This is a genomic window from Methylomonas koyamae (assembly GCF_006483455.1).
GTDB classification, from domain to species: domain Bacteria; phylum Pseudomonadota; class Gammaproteobacteria; order Methylococcales; family Methylomonadaceae; genus Methylomonas; species Methylomonas koyamae_B.
In genome coordinates this window covers 1-15,065 of the sequence record NZ_PPPU01000010.1, presented here as the reverse complement: position 1 = coordinate 15,065, position 15,065 = coordinate 1, and the positions used below count along the sequence as shown (strand labels likewise).

Below are 15,065 nucleotides of genomic sequence, written 5' to 3'. Positions count from 1 at the left end.
CATTCGTATTCGCGCAAATTAATGGTAAAGGGCAATTTCCATCAACAGGAAACGCTCCTTGCCCTGCGCCGACACCACGGCTTCCGGCGCATTGACCAGCGCCGATTCGATCGCGGCAATGCCTTTGGTTTTCAAAGCGTTGGCGCTAATTTGCGCCATATTAAGGTCCCCGAGACAATTCATGGATTTCATAGTGCGATTAATCAAGCGATCTTCTTGGTTCAGGTTTGGAAGAGAGGCGAATTTGGCCCTGCCAAAGATATAAGCTAGGATGTGGCGTCAATTCTTATGGATGGCAAAAAGTGTCGGCCCATCTTAATTGTCGCCAATCTTACCGTATGGCAATTACCAAGTAATTGCTTTAAATTAAATTGAAATTAAGTTGTTAGGCTATTAAAGAAATCCTTATGGGTCCTATCGCTCTATTCGACAAATCCTTTATTCAATCATTATCCATAGACGAATCGATCTGGTTTGACCACTTCTTCTATCCAATTATCTGCCCACTATTCTATGTGGAAACCTTGGCTGATTTAACAAAAGCAACAAATTCTAAAGGACGAACAGCAGAAGATCTTGTCCGAATAATTGCAGACAAAACGCCTGTACTTTCCGGGGGGCCTTGTATTCATCATCAGGAGCTTTGCATTTCGAATCTCATGGGGCATTCGGTGCCATTGAACGGTCAAATACCACGGGCCGGTGGTAGATACGTGCAAACCCCCGACGGCAAGAGCGGACACGTATTTGACGAATCTCCAGAGGCCAAAGCATTTACTCGCTGGCAGAACGGTGATTTTCTTGAGGTAGAGCGAAAGTATGCGGAAAGTTGGAGAAAAATGTTGACCACACTCGATTTGTCAGCAACAGCAACACGGATGCGAGAGTTAGGAATCAACTCCCAAGAGTGTAAATCAGTTGAAGCTGCGTATGAAATCGCAACGCAGTTGGTCCGTAGTCGTACTAAACCATTTGAGCAAATGGCCTTGCTCTTTGCGTTCTTAGACATCCCTTCTAATCTGCATCATTCCATTCTTGAGCGCTGGTCAATAGATCAATATCGCCCCTTATTTGACTACGCACCTTATGCTGCGCATGTACTCGTAGTCGAACTTTTTTTTCAAATTGCGCTAGGAGCAAATCTAATATCTTCAGAGAGAGCGTCAAATCGAATTGACATCTCCTATTTATGTTATCTCCCGTTCTCTATGATCTTTATTTCATCTGATAAGTTACATAGAAAATGCGCCAGAGTTTTCTTAAGAAAGAATCAAGAATTTATTTGGGGGCCAGATTTGAAAGCAGAGCTATCTCGCCAAAACTCTGAGTTTTCAAAATTACCTGCCGAGAGTTTGGAATTAGGCTTAATGAAATTTGCGCCAGCCCCTATTGGAGACGCTAGCCATCTTCTTATCCAATTATGGGACAGGCATACGCCGAATTGGAGAAGCCAAGAAAAGAAAGAATCGATTCAACTCTCACCAGAGGCAGAAAAGAAAATTGTAGAAGATATGATCCAGCTTGCAAAGTCAAATTCAGTGGCAATGCCGGAGGATGATAATTACGAAGAATTGGATCAGATGGTGATACAGAGACTTGTGCCAAAACGGAAGGGGAGTTGGTGGCTTTTACCGAAATCCTTGAAAGTCGAAGATGACTCTTAACAGGTTGGTGAAAAGCCATATTTTATAGGCTAATTTTGTTCAATAGAATCGATATAAGGAAAACTTAATTGCCCAAGCTCTAGATATGCTCAAAGCAGAAAATGTATTTTTCATCAATCATTTCGTTTCGATAAAGACTTGCTCGGACGTCGCAATGGTAGAATTCTGTTTGATATTCACTTGACTAGTTAATAGGGGCTATTAATAAATTTAAAACAATAAAATTGGTTTTGGTTTTAATCAACATTCAAAGGGGTTTTGCCAGTATGAAAACTTACACCGCAATTATTGAAAAATGTAATGACACTGGATTGTATGTGGGTTTTATTCCAGGATTTGCCGGAGCACATAGTCAGGCGGAATCATTAGATGAGCTCAATCAAAATCTTCGAGAAGTCATTCAAATGTTACTTGAGGATGGTGAGCCAATACTCGAAGCAGAGTTTGTTGGAACTCAAAATGTAGTCGTCGCTTAAGTATGGGAAACATACCTGTTCTTAAACCTCGCGAAGTCGTGGTATTGCTTGAACTGTTGGGATTTGCGGAAGTTCGGCAACGAGGTTCGCATAAACAATTTCGCCATCCGGACGGCAGGTGTACCACAGTACCATTTCATGCAGGGCGCGATATTTCGCCGATTTTGCTGCGGCAGATCGCTAAGGATATTGGCTTTAGTATTGAAGAGTTACTTAAGCTTCAAGCCTGAGCCATGTTTGCGACTTGTTGCCGCGATTTCCTGAATTCTTGCCGATAATCGGCTTTTTATCCCATGTCTTACCCCAACTTACTCAACCTCAAATCCGGCCAAGTCGATTTAACCCACGGCGGCGGCGGCCGGGCCATGGCGCAGTTGATCGAGCAAATGTTCATCAAGCATTTCGACAACGACTTGCTGAATCGGCGCAACGACCAGGCCTTGTTCAACGTGCCGGCTGGGCGCTTGGCGATCAGTACCGACGGCCATGTGATTTCGCCGTTGTTTTTTCCGGGCGGCGACATCGGCTCGCTGGCGGTGCACGGCACCTTGAACGACGTGGCGATGTCCGGCGCCAAACCGCTGTATCTGGCGGCCGCTTTTATTTTGGAGGAAGGCCTGCCGCTGGCCGACCTGGAGCGCATCGTCGCCAGCATGGCGGCGGCGGCGAATAAAGCCGGCGTGCCGATTGTGACCGGCGATACCAAGGTGGTCGAGCGGGGCAAGGCCGACGGCGTGTTCATTACCACCACCGGCGTCGGCTTGGTGCCGGACGGTGTCGAGATTTCCGGCGAGCGCGCAGCAGCGGGTTGCGCGGTGCTGCTGAGCGGTTCGATCGGCGACCACGGCGTGGCGATTATGGCCAGCCGCGAGAACTTGCAGTTCGAGACCAGGATCGTTTCCGACTCGGCGGCCTTGCACGGCATGGTGGCCGATCTGGTCGCCGCGGCGCCGAGCGCGATCCGCTGCCTGCGCGACCCGACCCGCGGCGGCCTAGCGGCGGTATTGAACGAGTTGGCCGGCCAGTCCGGGGTCGGCATCGTGATCGACGAAGCCCGGATTCCGGTCAAGGCCCAAGTCAAGGCGGCCTGCGAAATTCTCGGACTCGATCCATTATACGTCGCCAACGAAGGCAAACTGGTCTGCATCTGCGATGCCGATGCGGCCGAGACGCTGCTGGCGACGATGCGCCGGCATCCCTTGGGCAGAGACGCCGCCATCATCGGCGAAGTCGTCGCCGATCCGCACCGTTTCGTGCAAATGACCACGGCTTTCGGCGGCCGGCGCATCGTCGATTGGCCGGTAGGCGAGCAACTGCCGCGCATCTGCTGATGGCGGGCAAGGCCATCCGCGCCCGCGGTGTGGTGCAGGGCGTCGGCTTTCGGCCGGCGATTTGGCATTTGGCGAGGCGCTGCGGCCTGACCGGCGAGGTCTGGAACGACGGCGCAGGCGTGATGATTCATGCCTTCGGCAGCGCCGAGGCTTTGGAGCGGTTTATCGCCCTGATTCCGCGCGAATTGCCGCCGCTGGCGAGGTTGGACGCGCTGGAATGCCGGGACTTGAATCAAGCCGCGCCCGACGAATTTCGCATCGTCGCCAGCCGGGCGGACGGCATCGCCACGCCCATCGCCGCCGACGCCGCCACTTGCCCGGAGTGTCTGGCCGATATCGCCGACCCTGACAACCGCCGCTACCGATATCCCTTCACCAACTGCACCCACTGCGGCCCGCGCCTGTCCATCGTCCGCGCCGTGCCTTACGACCGCGCCAACACCAGCATGGCGGCCTTTGCGATGTGCCCGGACTGCCAGCGCGAATACGACGATCCGGCCGACCGCCGCTTTCACGCCCAAGCCAACTGTTGCCCGGTTTGCGGGCCAAGCTTGTGGCTGGAAGCGGCCGAGGACAGCAGCGAACCCGCGCTCGGCGCCAACGGCAGCCAATTCAGGACTGTTCCGTTCGCCCCGAGCTTGTCGAAGGCTGCAGGGGAAAATCCGCGGTCCCAAGTCAAGCCGCTGATGCTTCGTCCAACTCAGCACCAACGGCTTGACTTAAAGACATTGGCGCCGGACTTGGGCAGCATGGACGATGTGATCCGGCAAACCGCCGAACTGCTCCGCCAAGGCCGCATCGTCGCCATCAAAGGCCTGGGCGGCTTTCATCTGGCCTGCGATGCGACCAATGCCGCGGCGGTCGACTCCCTCCGCCAGCGCAAGCGCCGTTACGCCAAACCGTTTGCGTTGATGGCCCGCGATCTAGCCATGGTGCATCGTTTTGCCGCAGCCGACGGGGCCGAAATCCTTGCTCTGCAAGACAGGGCTGCGCCTATTGTGCTGCTGCGCGCCCGCGGCGAAGCGCTGGCCGGCGGCGTGGCGCCGGGCGACGCCAAACTCGGCTTCATGCTGCCTTACACGCCGCTGCATACTTTGTTGATGCAGGAATTGCACGATCCCATCGTGCTGACCTCCGGCAATGTCAGCGACGAGCCGCAATGCATAGCCAACGACGATGCGCGGCAAAAACTGGCCGGCATCGCCGACTATTTTCTGCTGCATGAGCGCGACATCGTCAACCGGCTGGACGATTCGGTGGCGCGGCTGATGGACGGCGAAATCCGCCTGCTGCGGCGGGCGCGCGGTTATGCGCCGCAAGCGCTGCCGTTGCCGCCCGGTTTCGAGCAGGCCGCGCCTGTGCTGGCGATGGGCGCCGAGCTGAAAAACAGCTTCTGCCTGCTCAGACCCGGCCAGGCCGTGGTCAGCCAGCATATCGGCGACCTGGAAAACGCCGCGGTACAAACCGATTACCGCCACGCCATCGAGCTGTACCGGCAGTTGCACGGCTTCCGGCCCGAACGGGTTGCGATAGACCTACACCCCGGCTATCTGTCCAGCCAATACGGCCAAAGCTTGGCGGCAGCGCAAGGCTTGCCCTGCTTGACCGTCCAGCATCATCACGCCCATTTGGCCGCCTGCCTGGCCGAACATGGCGTGGCGCTTGATGCGCCGCCGGTATTGGCGGCGATATTCGACGGGCTGGGCATGGGCGAGAACGGTGAGTTGTGGGGCGGCGAGTTCTTGCTGGGCGATTACCGCGGTTTTACCCGCTTGGGCCATTTTCAGCCGATTGCCTTGCCCGGCGGCAGCCAAGCCATGCGCGAGCCCTGGCGCAATGCTTATGCCCAGCTCAGCCATTATTTGGTTTGGGACGAACTGTTGGCGGAATTCGGCAATCTGCCGTTTTTCCAAGGGTTGGCGAACAAGCCGCTGGCGACCTTGGACACGATGATGGCCAAAAATCTGAACGCGCCGCTCTGTAGCTCGGTCGGCCGCTGGTTCGACGCGTTCGCCGCCGTGCTGGATTTGCACGCCGAGCGAGCCGATTACGAGGGCCAGGCAGCGATTGCGCTAGAGAATCTGGCGGCGCCGGCGTTCGCCGGCGAAACCGCCTATCCGCAGGCTTGGCAGCTAAACCAAATGGAAGGAAAGCAGGTGTTGACTTGGCGCGGTTTATGGCAGGCCGTGTTGCGCGATCTGGCCGGAGGCTGCGATAAGGCGGCGATTGCCGCCCGTGTCCACCATAGCCTGATCGCGGCCAGCGTGGAAAGCTTATGCCGGCTTGGCCGGGAGACCGCGACAGACACGGTCGTATTCAGCGGCGGCGTATTTCAAAACCGGTTGTTGCTGGAAGGTGTGGCGGAAGACTTGCGCCGCCACGGCAAAACCGTGCTGCTGCCGCAGCGTTATCCGGCCAACGACGGCGGCTTGGCTTTGGGCCAGGCCGTGATCGCCGCCGCGGCAGGCATCAGTTAGCGGCGTTGCTGTCGGCCAATTCGACGTGAAAGCGGCCGTAGCGCTGCAAGATTGCCGGCAACAGCAACAGGTTCAGTGCCGTGGACGATGCCAGGCCGCCGATGATGATGGCCGCCATCGGCCCCATGATCTCGCGGCCGGGGTTGTCGCTGCCGATCGCGATCGGCAACATCGCCAGTGCGGTGACCAGGGCCGTCATCAGGATCGCCGGCAGGCGTTCCTGAGCGCCGCGGATCAGCGTCGCGGTGGACCATTCCTGGCCTTCGAATTCGATCAGATGCCGGTAATGCGAAATCAGCATGATGCAGTTGCGCACGGTGATGCCGAACAAGGTGACGAAGCCGACAAACGAGCCGACCGACAAAGTGGCGTCGGTAACCACGACCGCGGCGACGCCGCCCAACAGCGCAAACGGCAGGTTCAATAAGGTCAGCAGCATGTGGCGCAGGCTGCCGAATGCGATAAACACGAAAATCAGCACGCCGGCGCCGGCCAGCAGGGCATGAATCACCAAGGTTTGCCGGGCCTTGGCCTGTTCCAGCGCGGCGCCGATGAATTCCGGATAGCTGCCGTCGCGCCAGCTCAATTCGGTTTGTACCCGTTGCTTCAAATCGGCCATGAAGCCATCCATATCGCGGCCTGCCACCTTGCAGGTCACGGTCTGAATCCGCTGCGCGCCCTGGTGCAGGATGTTGTAGCGGCCCTCGCCGTGGCGGACATCGGCCACTTCACCGAGCAAAACCCGCTGGCCTTCGCCGTTTTTTAAGGGCAATTGCCCCAGGTAATCCGGTTGGTTGCGCCATTCCGGCGGTAGCGATACTGCGACATTGAAGATGCGATTGCCCTGCAAGTTCTTGCCGACGATGCGGCCTTCGTAAGCGGTTTGCAATGCCGCCATCACTTGCGCCGGGCTGATGCCGCGGAATTTCAGGCGTTCCAGGTCGAGTTGCACTTGCAGCAAACTGGTGGCCGGCGGCGAACGCAATTGCACGTCTTCGGCGCCGGGCAGGGTCTCGATCAGCGCGGCCAGTTGTTGGGCCTTGGCGTCCAGCTCCGCCAGATCGTTGCCGTAGATGTTGACCACCACCGGCGCGGTGTAACCGGAAATGGTTTCGTCGACCCGTTCGGTCAGGAAGGTGTTGGCCTCGTAATGGATGCCGGGGAAACTGTCCAGAATGGCGCGGATTTCGTCCAGCACCCGTTGCTGTTCGCCACCGGATAGGGGATGCAAACGCACTTCGTATTCGCTGTAATGGCTGCCGTAAGTGTCGGCGCCGCGTTCGGCGCGGCCGGCCCATTGCGATACCGATTCGACGCCGGCCACCGCCATCAGCCGTTCGCTCACCAGGCTGCCGAGCCGGATCGATTCCGGCAACGAGGTACCGGGTACGCTGGCGGTGTGGACGATGAAGTGGCCTTCGCGCAGTTCCGGCAGAAATTTGTGGTCCAGTTGCAGGAAGGCGGCGATGCCGGCCAGGCAGGCTAGTGCCCCGGCCAGGGCTACGGTTTTGAAGTGGCGGATCGCCCACAGCAATTGCCTGGCATATATCGGTTTCAGCCAACGCAACAGCGGCGGATCGCTGTCGTCCGGTAGCTTGGATCTGAACAACAGATGGCACAGCGCCGGCGTCAGCGTCAGCGCTACCAACAGCGACATCAGGATCGCCAGGATGTAGGACGCGCCGAGCGGCGCGAACAGCCGGCCGCTGACGCCGTCCAGCGTCAGCAGCGGCACGAATACCAGCGCGACGATGAAGCTGGCGTAGACCACCGAGCCGCGCACTTCCAGCGAGGCTTGGTAGACCACGTGTTCGGTCGGGTCCGGAAAGATTTTCAGGCGGTTTTCCCGCAGGCGGCGGAAGATGTTCTCGGTATCGATGATGGCGTCGTCGACGACTTCGCCCAGCGCGATCGCCAGGCCGCCCAACACCATAATATTCAGATTCACGCCGCATTCCAGCAGTACCAGCGCGGCGCTGAGCAGCGACAGCGGAATCGCGGTGGCGGCGATGAAGGCGCTGCGTAAGTTGAACAAGAACAGGTAAAGCACCACCAGCACGAACAGTCCGCCGAGCAACAGGTGTCCGGACAGGTTATGCAGCGAGGTTTCGATGTAGTCCGCCGGGCGGAACAGATGCGGGTAAAACGCGATGTTTTGCTGTTGGAAGATCGGCTGGAAGTCCTGCAGTACCGATTCCACCTGGCGCGAGACCGAAAGGGTATTGGCGCCGTATTGGCCGATCACCATCAGGACGATGCCCGGTTTGCCCATGATCTGCGCCGCGCCGATCGGCGGTTCCGCGCCGTAACGGATGTCGGCGACGTCGGCCAGGGTTACGTTCATGCCGTCCTGGCGTTTGACCACCAACTGCTTGAACTGCTCCGGATCGGCCGGTTGGCCGCTGATTTGCAAAGTAAAACGCTGGTTGGCGTTTTCGATGAAGCCGGCGCCGTTCATCTCCGCCGCCCCGGCCGCTGCGGCAACGATATCCTCGATGGCCAGGTTGAAGCGCTGTAGTGCCGCCGGTTGTAGTTGCACCTGCAATTGCTGGATATCGCCGCCGAACACATTGACGTCGGCCACGCCGGGCACCGCCAACAGCCGCGGCACCAGGCTCCAGTCCACCAGACTGCGCAGTTCCATCAGCGATTTGGTCTCGGAGTTGACGCCTAGCGTCAACACCGTGGCCGACGACGACGACAGCGGTATCGCTACCGGCGTGCCGACACCGGCCGGCAAGCGCTGGCCCAGGCTGTTCAGGCGTTCGCTGACCAGTTGCCGGTTGCGGTAAACGTCGCTATGCTCGGAGAAGGTCGCCGTGACGATCGATAAACCCTGAATCGATTGCGAGCGCAGGGTTTGCAGGCCGATCAGGCCGCTGATCGAGTTTTCGATTTGCTGGGTGACCAGCACTTCCACTTGCTCGGTGGCCAGGCCGGGCGCTTCGGTTTGGATGATGACCTGTTTCGGCGCGAATTCCGGAAAAATGTCGAGGCCGGCGTTGGCGAAGCGGTAGCTGCCGTAAACGAACAGCAGCAGCGCCAGCGTGACGACGATGCCGGAATAACGAATCGAAAATCGGACCAGAAGAGCGAGCATGACGGTGGGCGAGATTAAACTAAGCCGGTTATTGTGCCTTGTCGGCCGGCCGCGGTCCATCGCCGCCGATAGGCTTTGCCGGCTCGGCCAAACTGCATTAACATCGCGTTTAACCTGAATCGGGGGAGTTTTCACTGATGGATAGCCAACGCATCGATCTACACAGTGCGATCATTTCGTTGACCTGCGCGCTGGACTTGGTCGGTATCGACGAAGTCAAACACGGTAAGCGGGTGGCGATGATGGCGTGGCACATTGCCGGTAAATTAGCTTGGTCGGCGGAGGATAGGCTCAAGATTCTGCATGCCGGTATGCTGCACGATTGCGGCGTGGCCAAAATCCGCGAACATCGGCATCTGACCGAGTCGTTGGAATGGGACGGTGCCGAAGCCCATTGCGAGCGCGGCGAGCAATATCTGCGGGCCTGCCCGCCGCTCAGCCATCTGGCCGAAGAAATCCGTTACCACCACACCCGCTGGGAGAATCTGGTGCAATTGCCACTCCCCGCCAGAACCCGGCTGCGCGCCAATCTGCTGTTTCTGGCGGACCGGATCGACGTGCTGCAAGCGCCTTATCTGGCCAGCGAGCAAATTCTGATTGCGGCGCCGAAGATCGTCGGGCGCCTGCAAAGTTATTCCGGCACGCTGTTCTGTCCGGCGTTGGTGGACGCTTTTGCCGATCTGGCGCAAAGCCAAGCGTTTTGGCTGGCAATGGACCCGGATTACCTGGACGAGGATTTACGCAATCTGGGCGACCATTTGCCGATGGTGTGGTTGCCCTATCCGGATTTGCGCGAGATCGCCCGCCTGTTTTCAAGGGTGGTCGATGCGAAAAGCCCCTACACCGAACTGCATTCCGAACGGGTGGCGCAAATCGCCCGCCGGTTGGCGCAATCCTTCGGTATCCAAGGCGCCAACCTCGAACAAGTCGAAATCGCCGGTTTGCTGCACGACATCGGCAAGTTGCGGGTGTCGGAAGACATTATCGACAAACCCGGCAGTTTGACCCCGGAGGAGCGGGCCTGCATGCAGCGCCACAGCTACGACACCTACCGGATTCTGCAGCGGGTGTTCGTCGACTCGAAGATTCCGGAGTGGGCCGGACTGCACCACGAAAATCTGCGCGGCGAAGGTTATCCGTTCAAAACCGCGGCAACGGCGTTGCCGCTGGAGTGCAGGATTATCAGCGTCGCCGATATTTTTCAGGCCTTGGCCCAGTCGCGTCCTTATCGGGCCGGCATGCCGTTAGCCGAGATTTTGACTTACCTGGAACACCGGGTTAGCGACGGCGTGCTTGACCCCGGTGTGGTCGAGAAACTGAAAGCCGATGCCGAAGACTACTACGAGTTGGCCCTGGGCGAGTTTTGCCACCACTAAACCTGGCTGCCGTTTGCGAGCCGGACGCGGCGCCAATCCGGGTATAATGCGGCTCCGATTTACCCAGCCGATTCGCCGCCGATGTCCGAAGACCACTATTTCCTGTCCGATCAAACCGTAGAATCTCTGAAAGTTCCGCCGCATTCGATTCAAGCCGAGCAATCGGTGTTGGGCGGTTTATTGCTGGATAACCAGACCTGGGATTCCGTCGCCGACAAGGTCGGCGAGAACGATTTTTATCGCCGCGACCACCGCTTGATTTTCCGCGCGATCGCCGAATTGGCCGAGCGGCAGGACCCGTTCGACGTCGTCACCATCTCCGAGGTGCTGGAAACCACCGGCGAGTTGCAGGATGTCGGCGGCCTGGCTTATCTGAGTATGCTGGCGCGGGACACGCCCAGCGCCGCGAATATCGTCGCCTATGCCAACATCGTCCGCGACCGTTCGGTGTTGCGGCAACTGATCCACGTCGGCACCGAAATCTCCGATTCGGCCTTCAGTACCGAAGGCCGGGAAACCGCCGAATTGCTGGAAAACGCCGAACGCAAGGTGTTCGAAATCGCCGAACAGCGCCAGAAGGGGCAGGGCGGTTTCAATTCGATCAAATCGCTGCTGGCCAAGGCGGTCGACAAAATCGAAACCCTATACGAATTGGACGGGGACATCACCGGCGCCAGTACCGGCTTCACCGATCTGGACGAGAAAACCTCCGGCTTGCAACCGTCCGATTTGATCATCGTCGCCGGCCGGCCGTCGATGGGGAAAACCACGATTGCGATGAACATGGCCGAAAACGTCGCGCTCAAAAGCGGGATGCCGGTGGCCGTGTTCAGTATGGAGATGCCGGGCGAGGCGCTGGCGATGCGGATGATGTCGTCGCTGGGCCGGATCGATCAGCACAAGGTCCGCACCGGCAAATTGGACGACGACGATTGGCCGCGATTGACCTCGGCGATCAATTTGCTGGCCGAGACCAAAATGTTCATCGACGACACCCCGGCATTGACGCCGACCGAGGTGCGCTCCCGCGCCCGCCGTCTGACCCGCGAACACGGCCAGCTGGGCTTGATCGTGCTGGACTACTTACAGCTGATGCAGTCGCCGTCCAGCGGCGATAACCGGGTACAACAGATTTCCGATATCTCGCGCGGCTTGAAGGCGCTGGCCAAGGAACTCAACGTGCCGGTGATCGCCCTGTCCCAGCTCAACCGCAACCTGGAACAACGCCCCAACAAACGGCCGGTGATGTCGGACTTACGGGAGTCCGGTGCGATCGAGCAGGACGCCGACTTGATCATTTTCGTTTACCGCGACGAGGTCTATCACGAAGACAGTCCGGACAAAGGCATTGCCGAAGTCATCATCGGCAAGCAGCGGAACGGCCCGTTGGGCACGGTGCGGCTGACTTTCCTGGGCCAATACACCCGCTTCGAAAATTTTGCCGGGGTATACAACGGCCCCGAGGATTACGAATGACCCCGCCGGCTTACGTACGTCTGGATCTGGATGCGGTGCGCCACAACCTGGAACAGGTCAAACGCTACGCGCCGGACAACAAAATCATGGCCGTGATCAAAGCCAACGCATACGGCCACGGCATGGACCGGGTCGCGGCGGCGCTGGCACGGGCCGACGGCTTTGCCGTCGCCAGGGTGGACGAGGGCGCCCGTTTGCGTCAGGCCGGCTTCGAACAGCCGATTACCGTGTTGCAAGGCTTCGTCTGCGCCGACGAATTGCAGCAGCTATTGAAATACCGGCTGACGGCGGTGATCCATGCGCCGCAACAAATCGCCATTCTGCAACAGCAACCGGCCGCCGCCGCCAAGCTGGCGGTATGGCTGAAGCTGGATACCGGCATGAACCGGCTCGGTTTCAAGGCCAACGATTTCGCCGCCGCCTATCAGGCTTTGCTGGCCTGCGCGGCGGTCGAACAGCCGATCAATCTGATCACCCATTTCGCCAATGCCGATGATTTATTGGACGACAAAACCCGGCGCCAGATCGATCTATTCAACGACGCCGTCAAAGATTATCCGGGCCAGCGCAGCATCGCCAATTCGGCCGGCATCATCGGCTGGCCCAGCGTCCGCCTCGGCTCGGTTCAGGACCGGGCCAGCGATTGGGTCAGGCCGGGCTTGATGCTGTACGGCTGCTCGCCGTTCGCCGGCAAAACCGGCGCCGATTTCGGCTTGAAGCCGGTCATGAGCCTGCATTCGCGGCTGATCGCAGTCAAAGACATTGCCGCCGGCGAAAGCGTCGGTTACAGCGGCACCTGGACTTGCCGCAGCGCCACCCGCCTGGGCGTGGCGTCCATCGGCTACGGCGACGGCTACCACCGCGCCACCCGCAGCGGCGCGCCGGTGTTGGTCAACGGCCGGCGGGTACCGCTGGTCGGTCGGGTGTCGATGGACATGATTACCGTCAACTTGAACGAGCTGCCCGACGCCCAGCCCGGCGACCCGGTCACGCTATGGGGCGACGGCTTGCCGGTCGAAGAAATCGCCCACCACGCCGACACGATACCCTACACCCTGCTCTGCGGGATTACGCAGCGGGTGCAGGTGATGTCAGGCGAAGGCATCTGAGTTGTTGGTTTGCTTTGGGATGGCTTCAGGCTGAGGATAACGCCAGCAAGCTGTTAGGAAAGGATCGATCGTGCCCGCAGCGCCGTTTGTTGGTTGCCGCAGGGATAGCTGTCGTTGATTCGGTAACCCGGTTATCATCCCGTTCTATTTGATTGCTTTATGTGGGAGGCACGATGACTGAGTCTAACCGTTGCAGCCGGACCGGATCGTTTTGGCTAAGTTGTTGGCTGATACTGTTCACACCATGCTCAATTGCGGATGGCAAACCACCCGCCTGGCCGACCTTCGTCCAAGAATTCATCGCCGGCTATTTCGAACAACAGCCTACCTTCGCCGCCGAGGCCGGCCGCCACGAGTTCGATGGCCGTTTGCCGGATTGGAGTCCGGAGGGTTTGCGCCGCATGGAACGTTGGCTAGAAACGCAGCGGCTGCAAGCGCTGGGGTATCCGGACCAGGCGCTGACACCGGCGCAACGTTTCGAGCGCGACTATTTGTTGGCGACCGTCACCAAGGAATTGTTCTGGCGCCAAGTCGCGCGGCGGCCGTTCAAGAGTCCGCAGTTTTATGCCGGCGCGCTGGACCCTAACCTTTACATCAGCCGGCCCTATGCGCCGTTGCCCGAGCGGATGCGGGCATTTATCGCCTATGCCGGTAACGTGCCGCAAGCGGCGGCGCAGATTCGCGCCAATCTGGAACTGCCGTTACCGCGCACTTATATCGACATCGGCAAGACCGTGTTCGGCGGCCTGGCCAAATTTTACGAAGCGGAGGCCAAGGCGGCGTTTGCCGATGTCGCCGATCCGGAGTTGCAACGCGAATTCGCCGAACAGGTCGGGCCGGCGGCGCAAGCGCTACGCGAGTTGGTCGACTGGCTGGAGCAGCAAAGGCCGACCGCGACCGACGATTTCGCGCTGGGTCCGGAAAAGTTCAGCCGAATGCTGGCCGATACCGAAGCCGTCGAGATACCGCTGCCGAAACTGGAGCAGATGGGCCGCGCCGATTTGCGGCGCAATTTGAAAGCATTGGCGCAAGCCTGCCGCCGCTTCGCCCCCTCATCGACCACCGCCGAATGCGTGGCCCAAGCCGAGGCACACAAACCGCCGGCCGGTCCGGTAGCTGCCGCCACCGAGCAACTCAAACAATTGAAAGCCTTCGTCGCCGAGCGGCAATTGCTGACGATTCCCAGCGACGAAGAAGCAACCGTCGCGCCGTCGCCGCCTTATGCTCGCTGGAATTTGGCTTACATCGATATTCCGGGGCCTTACGAGCACGGCTTGCCGTCGGTGTATTACGTGGCGCCGCCGGACCCAGCGTGGACAGCCGCCGAGCAGGCGGCCTATCTGCCCGGCCAGGCCAATTTGCTGTTCGTATCGGCGCACGAAGTCTGGCCCGGTCATTTTCTGCAGTTTTTACACGCCCACCGGGCCGGCTCCAAGTTTGCCCAGTTGTTCGGCAGCTATGCCTTTTCCGAGGGCTGGGCGCATTACGCCGAGGAATTGGTCTGGGAGGCCGGCCTGAACGATGGCGATCCTGAAATCCATATCGGCCAATTGGTCAACGCCTTGTTGCGCGACGTGCGTTTTCTGGCGGCGTTGGGTTTGCACACCCAGGGTTGGAGCGTCGAGCAGGCCGAGCAAATGTTTCGGGAGCAAGCCTTTCGCGACCCTGGCAACGCCCGCCAGCAGGCCGCGCGCGGCACTTTCGATCCAGCCTATCTGAATTACACCTTGGGTAAATTGCTGATTCGGCAATTGCGCGACGACTGGTGTGCCCAGCGGGGCGGCCGCGCCGCCTGGCGCGAATTTCACGACACGTTTTTAAGTTACGGCTCGCCGCCGATTCCGTTGGTCAGCAAGGCAATGTTGGCCGGACGGGACTGAGCGGTTGGCCGTTGAATTGGCGATTTATCAGGAGTTTCTCGATCAAAAGCGTTGTAGGGCGGTTTCGCGACAGCAAACCGCCGCAGGACTTAAGGTGATAACACAATCTTTTGCACTAGTTACCGGCGACTTTTTTGGAGAGTTCAATTTTATTTTGAGACAGGATTGTTTTAAAA

11 protein-coding genes are annotated in these 15,065 nt (G+C 58.8%); 9 read left to right on the top strand and 2 right to left on the bottom strand.

The window, feature by feature from the left end:
- Nucleotides 1-18: 18 nt before the first annotated feature.
- A complete protein-coding gene (locus tag C2U68_RS21385) occupies nt 19-159 on the bottom strand; it encodes a hypothetical protein (RefSeq protein ID WP_222101871.1) in 141 nt (46 codons plus the stop codon).
- A gap of 248 nt (nt 160-407) precedes the next feature.
- Between C2U68_RS21385 and C2U68_RS05380 the strand changes: the two genes are divergently transcribed.
- From C2U68_RS05380 to hypF, 5 genes are all read left to right on the top strand, one after another.
- Nucleotides 408-1,664 carry a hypothetical protein gene (locus C2U68_RS05380; protein WP_140911493.1) on the top strand — a complete coding sequence of 419 codons (1,257 nt, stop codon included), beginning with the start codon at nt 408-410 and terminating at the stop codon, nt 1,662-1,664.
- A 266-nt stretch (nt 1,665-1,930) separates the two neighbouring features.
- Nucleotides 1,931-2,140, top strand: a complete 210-nt coding sequence (locus C2U68_RS05375; RefSeq protein ID WP_140911492.1) for a type II toxin-antitoxin system HicB family antitoxin — start codon at nt 1,931-1,933, stop codon at nt 2,138-2,140.
- Between the two features lie 2 nt (nt 2,141-2,142).
- A complete protein-coding gene (locus tag C2U68_RS05370; RefSeq protein ID WP_140911491.1) occupies nt 2,143-2,370 on the top strand; it encodes a type II toxin-antitoxin system HicA family toxin in 228 nt (75 codons plus the stop codon).
- Nucleotides 2,371-2,433: 63 nt separating this feature from the next.
- On the top strand, nt 2,434-3,471 hold the full coding sequence (hypE, locus tag C2U68_RS05365; protein ID WP_140911490.1) for a hydrogenase expression/formation protein HypE: 1,038 nt from the start codon (nt 2,434-2,436) through the stop codon (nt 3,469-3,471).
- Complete coding sequence (hypF, locus tag C2U68_RS05360) at nt 3,471-5,948, top strand: carbamoyltransferase HypF (RefSeq protein ID WP_260839225.1); 2,478 nt, start codon at nt 3,471-3,473, stop codon at nt 5,946-5,948. The genes hypE and hypF overlap by 1 nt, the downstream gene beginning before the upstream one ends.
- Here the strand turns inward: hypF and C2U68_RS05355 are convergent.
- Complete coding sequence (locus C2U68_RS05355) at nt 5,941-9,048, bottom strand: efflux RND transporter permease subunit (protein ID WP_140911489.1); 3,108 nt, start codon at nt 9,046-9,048, stop codon at nt 5,941-5,943. The genes hypF and C2U68_RS05355 overlap by 8 nt on opposite strands.
- 137 nt (nt 9,049-9,185) lie before the next feature.
- On the opposite strand from C2U68_RS05355, the gene C2U68_RS05350 reads away from it, so the two are divergent.
- The 4 genes from C2U68_RS05350 to C2U68_RS05335 all read left to right on the top strand — a co-directional run bounded on the left by C2U68_RS05350 (nt 9,186) and on the right by C2U68_RS05335 (nt 14,889).
- Nucleotides 9,186-10,424, top strand: a complete 1,239-nt coding sequence (locus tag C2U68_RS05350; RefSeq protein ID WP_140911488.1) for an HD-GYP domain-containing protein — start codon at nt 9,186-9,188, stop codon at nt 10,422-10,424.
- A gap of 81 nt (nt 10,425-10,505) precedes the next feature.
- Complete coding sequence (gene dnaB, locus C2U68_RS05345; RefSeq protein WP_140911487.1) at nt 10,506-11,900, top strand: replicative DNA helicase; 1,395 nt, start codon at nt 10,506-10,508, stop codon at nt 11,898-11,900.
- Entirely contained in the window at nt 11,897-13,009 is a 1,113-nt protein-coding gene (gene alr, locus C2U68_RS05340; protein WP_140911486.1) for an alanine racemase, read from the top strand. The genes dnaB and alr overlap by 4 nt, the downstream gene beginning before the upstream one ends.
- Nucleotides 13,010-13,182: 173 nt before the next feature.
- The gene (locus C2U68_RS05335; protein ID WP_140911485.1) at nt 13,183-14,889 is read left to right on the top strand and encodes a DUF885 domain-containing protein; all 1,707 of its coding nucleotides are present in this window, start codon (nt 13,183-13,185) and stop codon (nt 14,887-14,889) included.
- Nucleotides 14,890-15,065 lie beyond the last annotated feature (176 nt).